Annotated in this window: 17 protein-coding genes; 9 read left to right on the forward strand and 8 right to left on the reverse strand. The window is 57.1% G+C overall.

Going from position 1 to position 16,922, the window contains the following annotated elements; translation table 11 throughout:
* Positions 1-52 precede the first annotated feature (52 nt).
* The 3 genes from ilvA (at position 53) to ACQY1K_RS06895 (ending at position 3,117) form a co-directional block, all read left to right on the forward strand.
* Positions 53-1,312, forward strand: a complete 1,260-nt coding sequence (gene ilvA / locus ACQY1K_RS06885) for a threonine ammonia-lyase (RefSeq protein WP_430258573.1) — start codon at positions 53-55, stop codon at positions 1,310-1,312.
* A gap of 68 nt (positions 1,313-1,380) precedes the next feature.
* Positions 1,381-1,701, forward strand: coding sequence for an HlyU family transcriptional regulator (locus tag ACQY1K_RS06890; RefSeq protein ID WP_062457634.1), 321 nt, complete (start codon positions 1,381-1,383; stop codon positions 1,699-1,701).
* A gap of 129 nt (positions 1,702-1,830) precedes the next feature.
* Positions 1,831-3,117, forward strand: a complete 1,287-nt coding sequence (locus tag ACQY1K_RS06895; RefSeq protein WP_174196768.1) for a GGDEF domain-containing protein — start codon at positions 1,831-1,833, stop codon at positions 3,115-3,117.
* 2 nt (positions 3,118-3,119) lie between these two features.
* Here ACQY1K_RS06895 and ACQY1K_RS06900 read toward each other — a convergent pair whose 3' ends face one another.
* Positions 3,120-3,737 carry an FMN-dependent NADH-azoreductase gene (locus ACQY1K_RS06900; protein ID WP_062581389.1) on the reverse strand — a complete coding sequence of 206 codons (618 nt, stop codon included), beginning with the start codon at positions 3,735-3,737 and terminating at the stop codon, positions 3,120-3,122.
* A gap of 134 nt (positions 3,738-3,871) precedes the next feature.
* On the opposite strand from ACQY1K_RS06900, the gene ACQY1K_RS06905 reads away from it, so the two are divergent.
* A complete protein-coding gene (locus ACQY1K_RS06905; RefSeq protein ID WP_062457631.1) occupies positions 3,872-4,840 on the forward strand; it encodes a LysR family transcriptional regulator in 969 nt (322 codons plus the stop codon).
* A gap of 35 nt (positions 4,841-4,875) precedes the next feature.
* Here ACQY1K_RS06905 and ACQY1K_RS06910 read toward each other — a convergent pair whose 3' ends face one another.
* Entirely contained in the window at positions 4,876-6,876 is a 2,001-nt protein-coding gene (locus tag ACQY1K_RS06910; protein ID WP_430258574.1) for a bifunctional 2',3'-cyclic-nucleotide 2'-phosphodiesterase/3'-nucleotidase, read from the reverse strand.
* Between the two features lie 272 nt (positions 6,877-7,148).
* Between ACQY1K_RS06910 and ACQY1K_RS06915 the strand changes: the two genes are divergently transcribed.
* Positions 7,149-7,850: a PadR family transcriptional regulator gene (locus tag ACQY1K_RS06915; protein ID WP_062580312.1), complete on the forward strand. Its 702-nt coding sequence runs from the start codon at positions 7,149-7,151 to the stop codon at positions 7,848-7,850.
* 10 nt (positions 7,851-7,860) lie between these two features.
* Here the strand turns inward: ACQY1K_RS06915 and ACQY1K_RS06920 are convergent, their stop codons facing one another.
* From ACQY1K_RS06920 to ACQY1K_RS06940, 5 genes are all read right to left on the reverse strand, one after another.
* Positions 7,861-8,325, reverse strand: coding sequence for a DUF1203 domain-containing protein (locus ACQY1K_RS06920; protein WP_430258575.1), 465 nt, complete (start codon positions 8,323-8,325; stop codon positions 7,861-7,863).
* A 70-nt stretch (positions 8,326-8,395) separates the two neighbouring features.
* A complete protein-coding gene (locus ACQY1K_RS06925; protein WP_430258576.1) occupies positions 8,396-8,953 on the reverse strand; it encodes a GNAT family N-acetyltransferase in 558 nt (185 codons plus the stop codon).
* 2 nt (positions 8,954-8,955) lie between these two features.
* Positions 8,956-9,837, reverse strand: coding sequence for a 3-mercaptopyruvate sulfurtransferase (gene sseA, locus ACQY1K_RS06930; protein ID WP_062457617.1), 882 nt, complete (start codon positions 9,835-9,837; stop codon positions 8,956-8,958).
* Positions 9,838-9,903: 66 nt separating this feature from the next.
* Positions 9,904-10,641 carry an alanyl-tRNA editing protein gene (locus ACQY1K_RS06935; protein WP_192076805.1) on the reverse strand — a complete coding sequence of 246 codons (738 nt, stop codon included), beginning with the start codon at positions 10,639-10,641 and terminating at the stop codon, positions 9,904-9,906.
* A gap of 24 nt (positions 10,642-10,665) precedes the next feature.
* Positions 10,666-11,703 (reverse strand): cysteine synthase A, encoded by a 1,038-nt coding sequence (locus tag ACQY1K_RS06940; protein WP_062580321.1) that lies wholly within the window; start codon positions 11,701-11,703, stop codon positions 10,666-10,668.
* A gap of 400 nt (positions 11,704-12,103) precedes the next feature.
* Here ACQY1K_RS06940 and ACQY1K_RS06945 point away from each other — a divergent pair, with 400 nt between their 5' ends.
* Positions 12,104-12,655 (forward strand): cupin domain-containing protein, encoded by a 552-nt coding sequence (locus ACQY1K_RS06945; RefSeq protein WP_430258577.1) that lies wholly within the window; start codon positions 12,104-12,106, stop codon positions 12,653-12,655.
* 83 nt (positions 12,656-12,738) lie between these two features.
* Here the strand turns inward: ACQY1K_RS06945 and ACQY1K_RS06950 are convergent, their stop codons facing one another.
* Positions 12,739-12,981 (reverse strand): DUF982 domain-containing protein, encoded by a 243-nt coding sequence (locus tag ACQY1K_RS06950; RefSeq protein WP_062457603.1) that lies wholly within the window; start codon positions 12,979-12,981, stop codon positions 12,739-12,741.
* Positions 12,982-13,309: 328 nt separating this feature from the next.
* Between ACQY1K_RS06950 and ACQY1K_RS06955 the strand changes: the two genes are divergently transcribed.
* From ACQY1K_RS06955 to ACQY1K_RS06965, 3 genes are all read left to right on the forward strand, one after another.
* Positions 13,310-13,594, forward strand: a complete 285-nt coding sequence (locus tag ACQY1K_RS06955; protein WP_156461830.1) for a hypothetical protein — start codon at positions 13,310-13,312, stop codon at positions 13,592-13,594.
* Between the two features lie 48 nt (positions 13,595-13,642).
* Positions 13,643-13,867 carry a hypothetical protein gene (locus ACQY1K_RS06960; RefSeq protein WP_430258579.1) on the forward strand — a complete coding sequence of 75 codons (225 nt, stop codon included), beginning with the start codon at positions 13,643-13,645 and terminating at the stop codon, positions 13,865-13,867.
* 624 nt (positions 13,868-14,491) lie between these two features.
* The gene (locus ACQY1K_RS06965) at positions 14,492-15,865 is read left to right on the forward strand and encodes a hypothetical protein (RefSeq protein ID WP_430258581.1); all 1,374 of its coding nucleotides are present in this window, start codon (positions 14,492-14,494) and stop codon (positions 15,863-15,865) included.
* The last annotated feature ends 1,057 nt before the right edge of the window (positions 15,866-16,922 follow it).

A 16,922-nucleotide genomic window follows, 5' to 3' on the forward strand; every position in this document is an offset into this window, starting at 1 on the left:
TGGTCTTGTTACGGCACGTGTGGCATAGCGGGTGAAATCGTGAAGAATTGGGATGTTTAGCGTGACGAAGCTCGGTGTCGACGAAGCAAAAGCCGCAATGCGGACGATCTTTCCGGAGACGCCGCTTCAGCTCAACGAACATCTGAGCCGTAAATACGGCGCAGAGATCTGGCTGAAGCGCGAGGACCTGTCTCCGGTCCGCTCCTACAAAATCCGCGGCGCCTTCAACTTTCTTCGCAAGGCGATCGCCGACGGGGCAAAGGATCGCACCTTCGTCTGTGCATCGGCAGGCAATCACGCTCAGGGCTTTGCCTTCGTGTGCCGGCATTTCGAAGTGCCGGGCGTCGTCTTCATGCCGGTAACGACGCCGCAGCAGAAGATCGACAAGACGCGGATCTTCGGCGGCCAGTACATCACCATCAAGCTCGTCGGCGACATCTTTGACCAGTGCTATGCCGCGGCACGCGCCCATGTGGAGGAGACCGGTGGCATGATGGTGCCACCGTTCGATGCGGCTCATATCATCGAGGGGCAGGCGACAGTCGCTGCCGAAATCCTCGAGCAACTGCCGGAAGGCGCAACGCCTGATCTCGTCATCATGCCGGTCGGCGGTGGTGGACTTGCGTCAGGGCTGAGCGGCTATCTTTCCGACGTGGTGGCGAAGGAAAACTTTATTTTCACCGAGCCGACAGGTGCCCCGAGCTTGAAGACCAGCCTCCAGACCGGGTCGCTCGTCACACTCCCGAAGGTCGACAACTTCGTGGATGGCGCTGCGGTTGCGCGGATCGGCGAACTGAATTTCGATATGCTGAAGGGATTTTCTCCCGATCAGGTCCTGCTCGTTCCGGAAAACGCGATCTGCGTGACGCTCACGGAGATGCTCAACCTTGAAGGCTTTGTGCTGGAGCCCGCCGGTGCTCTGTCGATCACCGCGCTCGAGATGCTCGGCCGCGAGAAGCTGGCCGGAAAGCGGGTAGTCTGCATCGTTTCCGGCGGCAACTTCGATTTCGAACGCCTTCCGGACGTCAAGGAACGGGCGATGCGCTATGCGGGGTTGAAGAAATACTTCATCCTGCGCCTTCCGCAGCGTCCGGGCGCCCTGCGAGACTTTCTTAACCTGCTCGGTCCGGAAGACGATATCGCGCGTTTCGAATACCTGAAGAAGTCGGCCCGCAACTTTGGCTCGATCCTCATCGGTATTGAAACGACCGCGTCCGGAAACTTTGCCGGTCTGCACGAGCGCTTCGAGGCGGCGGGGCTTGGTTACGAGGACATCACCGAAAACGAGATCCTTGCCAACCTGATCATCTGATTTTGTCGAAATCGCACCGGAATGGTCTTCGGATTCCGCCGGTGCCGAGCAAAGGGTAGCACTCATCCATGGCTTCGTTTCTTTCCTCTCTTCTTTCGATGTTTTCCGGCCCGAAATCCGAAACCGCGCCCGCACGGGAAGCCGAGCCGCAGATGCATGCCGAATGCCGCATCTATCCTGCACCGATCAAGGAAGGCAGCCAGTTCCGGCTTGCCGGCCGCATCGAAAAAGATGTCGCTGGCGAAACACTCGTCCGCACTTTCGTGCGGGCAGACATGTTCACCTCTGCGGAGGACGCATCCGAATATGCCGTTCGCAAGGCACAGCAGATCATTGATCAGAACGGCGCCTCGCTGTTCTCGGATGGCGCCGTTTCGCGCTCTGCCTGATTGTTCGTGGGTCCCGCGAGATCCTCTATTGCGCCGCAGCAATTTACCGGCATAACTGGTGTTGCGATTATCTAACAAAGTCATGGCTTTGGGATGTGAACGCGAGGTCCGCCAGGCTTAAAAGGCGTGATGATGCAGGTTTTGAACCTCTTTCTGTTTGTTGCAGAAGCGATCGTCTATTTCACGATCATGGCCGCCTTCCTGCATTTCAGGCGCCAGCTTGGCCTTGGCGTGTTCTTGGCTGCGCTCGGTGTGATGCACTTCATGGAGACCTACCTCGCGGCGGTCTTCTATGTCGAACTGCCGTTCGGGCTGGTATCGCCCGGATCGTCCGTCTTCTTCGCGGGCAAGCTGATGATGATCCTCCTCTTGTACTTGAAAGAGGATGCCTCGACGGTGCGCCAGCCCATCTACGGACTGTTTCTCGGCAATCTCCTGACGGTTCTCATCGCGCAGATCCTGCAGGCGCATCCGGTCGTCACCCTTCCTGCGGGACGGCCTGCCGACATGGTCTTTCTCAACGAGATGGGCTCACTCATGGTATGGGGTACGGCGCTACTCTATATCGACGCCATCGCCATCATTCTTCTCTATGAGCGTTTCGGCCGGATCTTCAGGCGCCATATCATCCTGCGCTTTGCCGTCAGCGGTGCGATCGTTCTAAGCTTTGACCAGCTTGCCTTCTATTCCGGACTGCGATTGCTGTTCGACGCGCCGCTGTCGGTCCTGTTCGGCGGTTGGTACGCCAAAATGCTCGCGGTGATCATCTATTCCGTGCTGCTGCTCGCCTATCTCAAGGTCGAACAGATCCCGAGGCTTGCCTTGTCGCGGCGCGAAATTGCCGACATTTTTCACGATCTGACGTTTCGCGAGCGGTATCAGGCGCTGCTTGCCACAAGCGGCGTCGATCGGTTGACTGGCGTTTTCGATCGCAACCGGCTGGAAGCCGATGCGCCGGCGATGATCAAGCAAAGTATCGACATGCGGCAGCAGCTCAGTCTCGTGATCATCGACGCAGACCGGTTCAAGGACGTGAACGATCTCTTCGGTCACATGAAAGGGGACGAGGTGCTCAAGGACGTGGCAGCGCAGCTCAAGGCCCGAACGCGGCCGCGCGATCATCTCTCGCGGTTCGGCGGCGAGGAGTTTGTGCTGATCCTGCCGAACACGAACCACGAAGGAGCCTTGGCGCTCTCCGAACGGCTTCGCCAGGATATCTGCGCGTCTGTCATCAGGCCGGACGGCAAGTGCATCACCGTATCGATCGGAGTGGCGACCACGTCTGACGATGGCGACACATTCGCCACGCTGTTCGGCGTTGCGGACCAACGCCTCTATCACGCAAAGAAAGACGGCCGGGACAATGTCCACGGCCGTCAGGGGCGTCTCGTCTCACCAACCGGTGTGGACGTCTAGGATCAGGCCGCCAGTGCAAGCTGCTGCGTGCGATCCTGTGCGGCGGCAATCGCCTTCTCATACGCTTCCGGACCGAATGCGGTACCTTCAATGTAGATCACTTCGACATCCGTCATGCCCATGAAGCCAAGAACCGTCTTGAGATAAGGAACGGCGTGGTTCATCGCCATGGCCGGGCCTTCCGAATAGATGCCGGCAGCCGACAGAACGACATAGACCTTCTTGCCGGTCGCAAGTCCCTGCGGACCTTCGGCTGTGTAGCGGAACGTCATGCCGGCGCGGGCAACGTTGTCGATCCAGCTTTTCAGCGTCGAATAGATATTGAAATTGATCAGGCCCGTGGCAAGCACGACCGTATCGGCGGCGAGCAACTCGGCGACGAGTTCGTCGGACAGTTTCGCTGCTGCCGCTTCCTCGGAATTGCGAGCATCTGCGGGCTTGCGGATTGCAGATGTGGTCACGGTGTCGAGATGGGCGATCGGGTTCTGACCCAAATCACGGGTCACAACGGTCGCGCCCGGATGCTGGACCTTCAGCTTGTCGACAAATTCCGTCGCAATCTTTGTCGACAGTGATTCGTTGCCGCGAGGGCTGGATGTCACGAGAAGGATGGATGGCATTGCTTTGTTTCCTATGAATTTCTCGACGGTGGGAGACTGGAGGTCGCCTGTCTGGGAAGACAAATAGGAGTAGACCGCAATCGATGGAATGGAGATAATGTCGAAGCTTTCCATCTAAAATCTGGATAGGTCACATGGACGCGAATCCCACCCTCGATCAGCTGCAGGTCTTTATCGCAGTTGCCGAAAGCGGCAGTTTTTCGGCCGCCTCACGCCTGCTGAACCGGGCTCAGTCGGTTGTCAGCTACACGATTGCCAACCTCGAGACGCAGCTCGAGATTCAGTTGTTCGACCGGGCCGGGGCGCGTCAGCCAAAACTGACCGAGGCCGGACGGGCGATGCTGATGGATGCGCGGCGAATTGTTGCCGACCTGCAGATCATGCGGTCTCGGGCAAAGAGCATCACTCAGGGATTGGAAGCCGAGATCACGCTGGCCGTCAGCGTGATGGTGCCGGCCGACGCGGTGGTCAGCCAGCTACGCGAATTCCGAGAGAAATTTCCAAGTGTCGCCCTCAACCTCAGCGTCGGGGAACTCGGCATGGTGATGGGCCAGGTCATCAGTGGACGGGCCGGCATCGGCATCGGTGGCGCTCTCCTTAAGCAGGACGATTCGCTGATTGCCGAAAGGATCGGTCATTCATACCTCTTGCCGGTCGCAGCGCCGGATCATCCATTGGTGAAGCTCAACCGCACACTCACCCTTGCCGATGTGCGCGACGAGACGCAACTGGTCGTGACCGACGCGTCAGGGCTTACCGCAGGGCGTAACTTCAATGTCTTGTCCTACAAGATCTGGCGCATCAGCGACATCGCCACCAAGTATCAGCTGATCAAGGGTGGGCTTGGTTGGGGTGGGCTTCCAGCCTCCCTGGTGCTCGATGACATCCGCAACGGCGATCTGGTCGCGTTGGATATCGACGCGTACGAGCAGGGGCAATATCCGATCTACGCCTTGCGAAAGGCATCCAATCCGCCCGGACCCGCGGGACAGTGGTTGATCGAATCGTTTGCAGCCAAGCTGTCCTCATGTCCAAACCATGATGACCTTCCCGAACTCCTGAAGCAGGAGCCGGAGAGGACGTATTGGCAGGCTGCCGAATAACACGCCTCCTCGGCCGGACGACTGGATGGGGCGCCTCAGAGAACCAGTCTGAACTTCGCGAAACCGTTCTCGCCGTCGCCGGCATCCTCGATCTTCGTCCCCTTCAGGCTGCCGGCAAACTGGCGCGCCTTGGGTCCGGTCTCGAACAGGGCCGTGGATCCGGGCTGCGCCTTGAACGACCAGTTGTCGTCGGCCGAAGGATTGATCGTCCCTTGATCGATGATGTAGCGAACAACGACGTCGCGGTTGGTGTCGGGGGCGACGAAAATGACCTTGTCGCTGGCGATCTCCGGAAACTTGCCCCCACCGCCGGCACGGTAGTTATTGGTGACGACGACAAACTTCTGCGCCGGATCGATCGGCTTGCCGTCAAACTTCAGGTCGACGACACGGTGAGCATTCTCGTCCAGTACCTTTCCGTCCTTGTCGAAGCGCGACGGCTGGGACAGGTCGATCTGGTAGGTCACGCCATCGATCACGTCGAAATTGTAGGACGGGAAACCGGCGTTGAGCAGCGGAACATCCTTTGATCCCGGCTTGACCTGGTTGAACATGCCAGCCGACATTTCCAGCCAGTTCTTGACCTGCGCGCCCGATATCAGCACGGCCTGAACCGTGTTGGGATAGAGATAGAGATCCGCGACATTCTTGATGGCGATGTCGCCGGTCGGGACGTCGGTGAAGTAATCCGCACCGCCGCGACCGCCGGCCTTGAAGGGAGCAGCGGCGGATAGCACCGGGAGGTCCTTGTACTCGCCTTCCTTCAGCATGTCCTTGATGTACCAGGTCTGCGCATTCGAAACGATCTGCACCGACGGATCATCCGCGACCAGCGCGAAGTAGGAATAGAGCGGCGCGGATGTCTTGCCGACCGGACGGCGAATATAGGCAAGCGTCGCCTCGTGTTCCGGCTTGATGGCCGCGGTGACCTCAGGCTTGTCCTTGACGTCGGCAACGACCTTGCGATTTTCGTCGCGGTGATAGATCGGTCTGACTTCCGAGGTGGAATCGACGATCTTCCAGCCGCTGCCATCCTTTTCGATCAACAGGTCGATCAGACCCATATGGGAGCCCCAGAACCCGGCCATGACGGCGGGCTTGCCCATCAGCGTGCCTTTCTTGGCATCAGCGCCGGCAATGCCCTCGAAATCCTTTGGACCCGGGAAGACCAGATGCTGGTGACCGGTGAAGATCGCATCGATACCCTCGATCCCTGCGAGATAAAGAGACGCGTTTTCCATCCGATCGCTCTGGCCGGAACCATCGATGCCGGAATGGGAGAGGGCGATGACGATATCGGCGCCTTCCTCCTTCATGACGGGCACCCAGGCCTTGGCAGCATCAACGATATCGCGCGTCTGCGCCTTGCCCTCAAGATTCTTGCTATCCCAGGTCATGATCTGTGGCGGCACGAAGCCGATGAAGCCGACCTTGATCGGGGTCGACTGGCCGGAACCGTCGCGGATCTGCTTTTCGATGATCACGTAGGGTTTGAAGAAGAGATCGTCGTCCTTGGCACTGGAGGCAAGCTGGCCCTTGGTCAGGTTGGCGCAGACATGCGGGAAGCCGGATCCTGCAAGAACCTTGAACAGGAAATCGAGGCCGTAGTTGAATTCGTGGTTTCCAAGCGTGCCGACGTCATATCCCAGCACGTTCATCGCAGTGATCACGGGATGCTTGTCGCCCTCCTTCATGCCACGCTCATAGGCGATGTAGTCCCCGAGCGGATTACCCTGCAGGAAGTCGCCGTTGTCGATCAGCATCGAATTTCCGGCTTGGGCTCGAATCGAATCGATGATCGAGGCGGTACGGGCCAGTCCAAGTGTGTCGTTCGGCTTGTCGGCATAATAATCATAAGGGAAGACATGCACGTGGATGTCTGTCGTCTCCATCAGCCGCAGATGCGCCTGGTTGGCGGCCGCGCGTGCCGCAAACGGGTGGAGCATGACGAGCGCCGATGTGGCCGCAATGCCACCGAGAAGGGATCGGCGCGAGACCGCATGATTTTCGAAAAGGTCTTTGGTGAAAAGCGACATCTAATATCTCCCTCCGGATCACTGATGGAGGCGAGCTTAGGCACAATCGCCCACGGACGCATCCCTAAAATGACGGTCGGCGAAAGTTCGGTGACTGCCGGGTAATGACGCGACGGTCAATCCGGATCGGCCGCACCGCGCGCCGCAGATAGCTCGAAAAAAATCCGCCACAAAAATCAAACGGATATGACTTAGATATATCTGGCAGCTTGCAGCGTTGCGGAAATGTGCTACCTTTAGATATATCGAAAGATGCTCTAAAGGAGAGTAAGATGTTTCAACGATTTGAAACCCACAGAAGCTGCAACGCCGATCGCTCGGGCTTCGAGGGACTATTTACCATGCGGGGCGGTCCGTTCAGCAAAGGCTTTGCGGGTAGGGGCTTTGGCGGAAAAGGCGGGCCGGGCGGTGGTCGTGGCTTCGGCGATGATGGCGAGGGTCGTATCGGTCGCTTTCTGATGCAGGGCGATCTCAGACTGGTCGTCCTGGCCTTGATCGAGAAAGAAGCCCGCCACGGCTACGAGATCATAAAACATATCGAAGATATGACGTATGGTTTCTACGCACCCAGCCCCGGCGTCATCTATCCGACGCTGACCTATCTTGAAGAAGCCGGTTACGTGACGGCTGAAGCGGATGGCAACAAGAAGCGTTACACCATCACTGACGAGGGCCGTGCGCATCTCGATGAGAACCGCAGTTTCGCAACGACCATCCTCGAGCGCTTGTCCGAGCTGGCTGAAAAGATCAAGCAGAAGCAGGAACGGCACGAACACCACCGCGATCACGACAGGGGGCCACATCATGACCGCGGCCCGGCTCTGCCGCGCAGTGTGGAAGCGGCGCTTCTCAACCTGAGAGAAGTGTCGGCTCGCAGGATCGAACAAAACGACAAGGCTGCGGGCGATCTCGTGCGGCAGCTCCTCGATTTTGCCGAAAAGCTGGAGCGGGACGGCGGAGACCCGCAGGCATAAGGGGCCCCTGCTAAGCCGCGTCAATCCGGCACTGGAAACAGTTGTTGCGGGCCGAGCGAACGTGGACATAGGCGATATCGGCGCGTTGAAGCAGGTCTTCGGCGCGCCGCATGATTTCGGACGTCGGGGTCACCGCACCCGTGCCATAGACGATCCTGTCATTCTCTCCATAACCCCGGACGATGTAATCGGGACTGACCAGGATTGGCGGTAGAACCTCCTCCGCGATAAACCGCGGGCAGGGCGTCTTATGCAGGAAGATGGGACCGGTTTCGGCATAGGGCTGCGTTGTCGGAAACGGTCGATAGGCAAGAACGAACAGGCTTTCGCCCTCTCCAATATTCCTGAGGCAATGGCGGCAGGGATATCCGGGACCATCCGAGATCATGGTCTCCGGTTGGTGCCCGTAGGAATCGCTGCCTCCGTTCCATAGATGCTCAGCGTGGTCACCCGGGATCGCGTTGAAGATTGGCATGGTCGTCTCCTCTTCTAGTCATAGGAGATGACCCGTCGGGCATTGAAGCGCCACCCGATCCTTGCGCGAGCTAGCTGTCCAGCACCTTCACCAGTTCCGCGCTGGTCATAGGCACGATCTCGGCCTCGTATGTCGAGACGGGTGAAAAACCCATCATCTGGTAGAGCTGCAGCGCTCGGGGATGGTCGAGCGAATTGGTGGTGACGGTGACCTTCTCCGGGTTGTTCTGCCACGCAGAATAAAGAGCCTGCGTCAGGAACCACTTGCCGATGCCGAGCCCGAGGGCCCGCTCGAACAGGCCGAAATAGGACAGCTCTACGACGTTGTCGTCAGTAGAGTTCAGCTCGTAGAAGCCGGCCGGCGATCCGTCGACCAGAAGGATCGTGATCGAACAGCGCGGGTTGTGGATCGCGGCCGCAAGCTCGGCGTCGGACAGCCGCAACCTATCGTACCAGTGCCAGCGCTTGCCGATTTGCCGGTATAGGTACCGGTAGAAATGCAACGGCACTTCGGTGGTGCGTATGATGGCGGTTTGAATGTTGGCCGGAATCGGCATGCTTGTCTTGGGCGCGGCCGTCATTTCCAGAACGGTGACGCGCGCCTTCAGCGGTACGGGCTTTTTCGCCATCGTTACGCCTGCGACGAGATTGCAGGGGTAGGCTTAGCCGGTCCTGTCTCGATCGGCGTGTCCGAGCGTCCGCCCCATTCCGTCCAAGACCCGTCATAAAGCGCGTTGTCCTCATGCCCGAGCGATTCCAGCGCAAGCGTGATGATCGCAGCGGTAATGCCCGAACCGCAGCTCGTCACGACCGGGCGCCCCAAATCGATTCCCGCGGCTTCGATAGCCTGGCGCAGTTCGGGTATCGTCTTCAGCTTGCCGTTTGTCGAAAAGCTGCTGGAGGGAGCGTTGACGGCACCCGGCATATGACCGGAGCGCATGCCAGCGCGGGGTTCCGGCTCTGTGCCGGTAAAGCGTCCGGCCGGCCGTGCATCCGCAATCTGGCTTGTACGATCGCTGACGATCGACATCATCTGATGGTAGTCGATGACCTTGTCGAGGCGAAGCTCCGAATCGAAATTGGACGCAACCGGCGAGGGGATTTCGGTTTCGAGCGCGCGCCCTTCCGCCTTCCAGCCATCGAGGCCACCGTCCAGGATAAACACCTGTTTCGCACCCATGATGCGGAACAGCCACCAGCCACGCGGCGAAGAAAAGATGCCCGGACCGTCATAGATAACGATGCGGTCATTCTCGCTGATGCCGAGCTTGCCGACAGCATCGGCAAACACATCGGGCGAGGGCACCATATGCGGGAGACCGGTGGAATGATCCGCGACTTTGTCGTGATCGAAACGCACGGCACCGGGAATATGCCCTGCCGCATATTCGGCATCTGCATCGCGGTTGTGGGCAGGCAAGTAGAAGGAGGCGTCGACGATTCTCAAATCCGGGCTTCCGAGCTCGTTTTCGAGCCACTCGGACGAAACGACGAAACGGCTGGTGTCGCTCATGTCAAAACTCCTACCTTGATAAAACGCGGTATTCGGTGAGAAACCGGTTCGGACAAACGAGTGTCTTCAGGCATCCGCGGCGATATCGCCGAACCGGATCCGGAAGCGACGGTTTTCCTTGCCCTTTTTCTCGATTTTGGAAATGTGGATAGCGCCCACTTCCCCGGTGTTTGCAACATGTGTGCCGCCGCACGGCTGGCTGTCAACGCTCGAATCCTCGCCGATGCAGACAAGGCTGACGCGCCCGAGCCCGACCGGCGGCCGGACGTTCTTCGATTTGACGATGCCAGGGTTGGCCGCCAGTTCCGCGTCGGTGATCCATTGCAGGTAGACCGGATGGTTCTGCGTGACGAGATCCATCAAGCCGGCGGTCACCTCATCCTTGTCGATGACGGCGGTCATGTCGAAATCGACACGCGATTCGTCTTCGCCCACGGCGGCACCGGTGATCGGGTAGGAGCAGACGACCGACAGCAGGTGGCAGGCCGTATGCATCCGCATCAGCTTGTGCCGTCTGTCCCAGTCGACATGCATGACAACAGTTTCGCCGACCGTCGGCCGCGGTTCGCCTTCCAGCGGAACGTGGACGACGATGTCCTTCGTCTCGCCGTGCCGTGTCTGGCCAAGCTTGATCCTGGTTCCGTCGGCGCGTTCCAGACTGCCGGTATCACCAGGTTGCCCCCCAGATGTCGCATAGAAGCAGGTGCGGTCGAATTCGATGCCGCCATCCTCATGGATCGCGGTAACAACCGCCTCCAGTGTCGAGAGATAGAAGTCGTCGCGATAGAGGAGTTCGGTTGCCATCGGTTCTGTTCTCTGCGGTCGGTTTCAGACGGTTTCGAACGGAATATCGATCTTGGTCTTCTTCGTGAGCCAGCCCGGAACCGGCAGGCCCTTGGACTGCAGGAAATCCGGGTTGAAGAGTTTGGACTGATAGCGGTTGCCGTAGTCGCAAAGGATCGTCACGATCGTATGGCCGGGACCGAGATCCTTCGCGAGGCGCATCGCGCCAGCGATGTTGATGCCGGAAGAGCCGCCAAGGCAAAGCCCCTCGTTCTCGATCAGATCGAACACGATCGGCAGCGCTTCAGCATCCGAGATGCGATAGGAAAAGTCAGGCGCAAACCCTTCGAGATTGGCGGTGATACGTCCCTGACCGATGCCCTCGGTGATCGAACTGCCCTCGGACTTCATCTCGCCGTGCGCATAAAATTCGTAGAGTGCCGCGCCTTCCGGATCCGCGATGCCGATCTTGACGCCGGGCTTAAGCGCCCGCAACGCCATGGCTGTACCGACCAGCGTACCGCCGGAGCCGACTGCGCACACGAAGCCGTCCACCTTGCCGCCCGTCTGTTCGAAGATCTCCGGGCCCGTCATCTCGATATGGGCCTGCCGGTTGGCAACATTGTCGAACTGATTCGCCCAGATCGCACCCGCAGGTTCCGTCTTGGCAAGCTGCTCGGCAAGGCGACCGGAAACCTTCACATAGTTGTTCGGGTTCTTGTATGGAACGGCTGGTACTTCCACGAGCTCGGCGCCCATCAGTCTCAGCGCGTCCTTCTTCTCCTGGCTCTGGGTCTCCGGAATGACGATGACGGTTCGATACCCCAGTGCCTTTGCGACCAGGGTCAGACCGATACCGGTGTTGCCGGCAGTCCCTTCGACGATCACTCCGCCCGGCTTCAGAAGCCCCTTCTTCTCGGCATCTCTAATGATATAGAGCGCCGCGCGATCCTTGACCGACTGACCGGGATTGAGAAATTCGGCCTTGCCGAGGATTTCGCATCCGGTTGCATCGGATGCAGCCGCCAGCCTGATGAGCGGCGTATTGCCGATGAGGTCGAGAACAGAAGATTGTATTGCCATGGGAAATGCCTTCTTTTTCAAGGATCATGTAATCAGGCTGCATTCGGCGGGCAAGGCATCCGCGCCAAGAAAATCCTTTCCACGTATCGCGCGCGATGGGATCGCCCCCGCATACCGAGGACTGTCATCTACCGGACAATACCGCCAGGTTTATCGACATGGCTCGGATGCAACTGTATAATACATCCTTCGCCTTGCACTACGCAGAGTGGAGCGCTCGGTTTGGTTTCAGACGATTCGACCTGATGGCATTGATTTTGAGAACTGAATTTCGTTCACGCCAACGATTGCGGCTTAGTTTATGCATCTGAATATTGAGAGAGTCGATTTTCTGATCTCGCAATACGTAGCCGGCTCTCTGCCAAAGGCAGCCCACGTCTTGTTAGGTTCCCATCTGCAGATGCAGAAACCCAATGCCCAGCTTGTCGATGCCCTTCAGCGACTGGCCGGCGATGGGTTGGAAGACATGACCTGCGGTGAGACGTTGTCCCGTGAATTTCGAGACAGGGCCATCAGCGATATTGTCAGATCGGACCCGCCGGCATGGAGCGTGTTGCCACCGGAGCAAGGTTCCCAGTTGCCGGCCCTGTTGCGGGATTATACGGGGAAAGACCTGACCTCTATTCCGTGGCGGCGCAAGCTGCCGGGACTGCGCGAGCATGTTATCGAACGGTCGCCCGACGTGGAAGCAAGTCTCCTCTGGGCCCGTCCTGGGAGGGCACTTCCAAACCATGGCCACAACGGTCTCGAACTCACGCTGGTGATCGAAGGCGAATTCCACGATCACCGCGGAAACTTCACGCAGGGCGACATATCGGTCGCTGACGAGACGCTCGATCACCGGCCGATCGTTGGTGATTCGGGGCCGTGCGTCTGCTTTTCCGTCCTGTTTGCACCGATCGCTCTCAGCGGATCGCCGATCCAGCTCATGGGCGATATGATCGGACTTTAAGGCCGAACACCGTCATCGAATGGTTGGTGCGCGGTCAACCATTCGTCAATCGGCCACAACTGAAAACGCAGCAGTCAGACCAGTCAGTTTACGTGCATTTGCGCCTCGCTCACGGCCTGCTCGAAAAACTGTCGTGCGTCCTCCGGCGAACGACGGCCGTCGAGGGCAGCCCGGCAGGCACTGCGCGCCCGCACGAAATGCGGACCCCGAAGATCCGGCCAATGGTCCAGTAGCAGGATGAGGGCCTCGGATGGCCCATTGATTACCTCGGTCCCAAGATTCCCAAACGCGACTTTGACCGGTTTTTGCCAGTTCGGCTGCGGCATAGTTGTCTCCTCCCTAAGTCAACTGTCCTCTACCTCCAGCCTAGCGCAATGTTCCATTAGGACAAGCGGATTTTCCGGGTTCGGATGTGTGTTGGGGGCATTTAAGGGCCGGCATCGCCGGGCACTGTGCCCAGGGACGGGTCGTCGTGACACCGCCCCAAGGAACGCGATCGAATTAGCCTGTCTGCTCATTTCAAGGCACGAGAACAACTGTCGCCACTCGCGACGTCCGCGGCATCTGCCGGCAACAGTCGCGCCGGTTCAGGCGTCTCCGCTGGACGCGGAACTTCGGCCAGATACGCATGTTCTGGTTTCAGGAGGAAAAATAATGGCTAATTACATGTGGTTTATCGTCGTCGCAGGCGGAGCAGCAATGCTTGGGCTCGCACTTGCGTACGGTTCCTACAAGGAGAGCCGACATCGCTCTCTGATTCCGTTGGCCGGCTTGGCCGTTGCGATCGCCGTCGGCGTCGCGGTTAGCATCGGCGTCACGCAGGCTCCGACCGCCAACAGTGTGCCGCCCGATCCGCAGGGCACGCATTACGATACGCCGGCTGCCCCATCCCGCGAAAATGCGCTTCCCGGCACGCCCGCACCCTCGGATCAGAAGTGAAGACGACTTTGAGATGAGCGCGAGCAAACAGAAGACTCACGTTGCAACTTGGCGGATCGCGAGCTGCTTGCTTCTTTGGCAGTGGAACTGCACGCAACAGCGTTACACATCCCCGAACGCGAAACCGCTCGCGATATCAAGTTGCTTTCTCGCTCTGTCAAAATAGGGGAAGTGGAAAAGCGCCTGTCTTCGGATACGGATCAACAAAAACAGGCGCTTATCGCAGAATTTGGCTCCCCGGGCCGGTGCCATGTAGGTAAAAATAGTGAATGAAAACAGTGGATTAGAGGGCGCGATTGTAGCGCTAAAATGTAGCGCCTCTGCCTTTTCTCGCTCTTGATGCTGGTAAGTCTAAACCGCCGCAAATAATTTTGGTCTACGCGTCCGAACATAACTGACATGTTCCAAGCGAATAAATGCCAGAAATTAAAATATAGCGGAATGGGCACGATTGTTGGTTAGACAAGCTATACGCAACAATCGCCGGACAAAGCTTGCGCGTTATGGGCATGATCCCGACACTGCCTTCACGCACCGCTTCATAAAATGTCCGACTGCCCGAGCCACCGCATCCGGGACAGACTTTCCAAATTCGAGCGGGATGGGGCAGGTCGCCGGGCACGACATCGGAAAAAGCAATTTCCGCGTCGGCTATCACTCGCGAAAAGTACTGAACATTTCCCTAACTCAAGCAAAATCACGGCGGCGAGGTAATCGGAATACTTACGGCGAATTGGGTTTGGAGCAATCTCTTTGTCAACGAGCTACCCTTTCGAATTGACGTGTCGCTTCAAGTCATCGTAAAATGGAACCTGAGGAATTCACTTAGAATTATACACTAATCGCCGCGTTGGGGCCTTCGGCATCGCGTATAGATGTTGGATAAAAGGCTGCTGAATGGCGAATTTTGTTTACAGTGCCGGAACGCAACTAATGTACCTGTTATTTACCGTTCTTTTCGTCTTCGTGGCAACGCAGGCGGCTGCGTGTATCCCGACCTCAGAGCTCAAACAGCATGGCCCGAATACTGTCTCATACATTCACGAGACGAGGCGCGACCCAAATATCGCGATATCTGTTTATCGGAAGGGAGAGAGCTTCGTCAATTTCATCGAGGTATTTCGTGAGAAGGGATGTATTACCAATATTGAAGAGATCGATTACGAACAATTCGTGTCACGTTATCTCGAAGCTCCAGAGCAGTGGATCGCTGAGCAAGAGGGAAGAGATCGCGAAGGAATGGACGACGAAGAGGCATCTGCGCCACTTACCACAGAAGATCTGTACCCGTTTCTGTTCCCAACAAGATTTCCCGTCACACAAACATATCGAGGCCCAATAGCGCTACCTGACTTCAAAAAGCGGGAAAGAGATTTCTATAGCTATCGGACACGTATCACGGAGGGAATGAACAAAGGTGTCAATTTCTCTGGCGAGTTCGCAGTCGTTCAGATTGGATGCGGATCAAGCTGCTCTTTCGCGGTAGTCGGCAATGTTCGTACCGGTCAACTTTCTAAATTTCCTCGTGGTGGTGAGGAAAACGGACCTCTTTCATTGAAATTCAGCCCCAACAGTAGCTTAGTGATTGCCACATGGCGCGACGGGCAAGACTGTGTTTTGGAGTCGTCTCAGTTTGACGGAAAGCAATGGGTGTCGCTAGCCAAACCCGTAATAGGGACCGTTGACCAATGCTACGAAGATATAAGAAACAACATTTCCATGTATATCAAAGGTAATCCCGTCCTTCAGACGGCGGAAACATCAATAAAATCCAATTTGACTGAGCGCGAAATCCAAGCAATAACTTCTGATGGAACTAAAGGTCAGCCTCCGGAGCAGATTAAAAATGACGGTTACGAGGACATCGATTCGTCAGCTTTGCTCGACTTGTACGAATCGTTTAACTTCGTGTCTGCTTGCTACCAAGCGGGCCGGAAAAATACTTTCCCATACCTTAGCCAAGGTGAGATGAGCCGTGCTGAGAAAGCGCTGGAACCCGCCGAACTTGAGATTTTTCGTAGAAACCCGAAGCTGAATAAAGAGTTATTGAAACAGCGCGCTTGGGAAGCATCGAAGATGCCAGCAGGGCTTGTGATAGCATCCGGCATCGAGCCGTCATACAAGATGGCAAAAGCCTGCCGAGATGTCTACGGAGCGTTCCCACCCAATCTCGAAAAAACCACCCGCAGGAAAGCGAGTATCGAGAACAAGCCAAACACCGGTGGAGGTTTGATAAAACCTCAGAGCGATCCTCGGTTCATTCAGCAATAAGCTCAAGCGGCAAACGACCGGAAAGCAGCCCGACAATTTTCGAGACTCATTGAACTGCTTCGTTGAGCTAACTACATCGACGACACCATGTGATTCAGATCTGCTGTCGAAATTAACTGCTAAAGACGGGGCATTGAGTGAGTTGCCGACCTAAGATTCCTTGAAGCCTAATTTAAGCCTAGTAGGCTGAAGCTTGCCAGTCAATCTTCCAACGGACTGACTCCGCTAGCCCGCCTAGCGCTCGCGAGAGGTCGTCTACAACTTCATCATCGTCACCTCGACGAACGCTGTATCGGGTCCAGGTCATTACAGCCGATGAAGGGTCTTGAGTGCTAATTTCAGGAACCGTCGTAAGACGTTGCGCGACAGTGCCGGCTTTAGAGGCGGCCACCCGAACCACGATTGACTGTTTCCATCGTCCAAACCCATTACTGTTCAATAACTTCTCCTTGAATTTAGGACGGTAGCGGTGCGCGCTCTGCGATATCACGCAACGTCAATCGTGTATGAGCCCGCATCACTAATCGATATGTGTACGGGTCGCAGACGCGAGTGAGACGCTGAAACGGGACAAAGTGCTTCCATACGGATCATGGTTCGCCAAACTGCCTCCAGGCCGCCACAATGGTTAATTCGAGCTTTACTTTGAATAGCTACTATTCGCATCGAATCCAGATCTGGTGCGTTTGGTGGCCATGACAGACCATGATCACCTCCCGAGATGGATCGCAGCGGCGTCGAGCGCCAAAACTCACCGCGAGATCTTCAGCATAGCTCTGGAAATCCATGAGGCTGACAACGTTTCTCGGGAAGTCCGAAAGGCTGCTCGGAAAGTCGTGAAATGCCTTCGTGATGTTATCAACCTCCCTATAGCGGAAGCGAGCGTCTTGGCGAAGGCCGATCGGAAATTTGCGGAATTGGTCGAGGTGCTGAGATCAACTGCTGACCTACAGAGGTATGTCGCATAGGCCAGTTTCATCTCAAAACAATCGGCCTGGTTTCCCTATACTCGTCAATGGAACTGTAAGGGGTAGGGCCGGGGTGCGCTGCCCGGTGG

It is taken from the genome of Neorhizobium sp. IRS_2294, from assembly GCF_050500145.1.
GTDB classification, from domain to species: Bacteria; Pseudomonadota; Alphaproteobacteria; order Rhizobiales; family Rhizobiaceae; genus Neorhizobium; species Neorhizobium soli.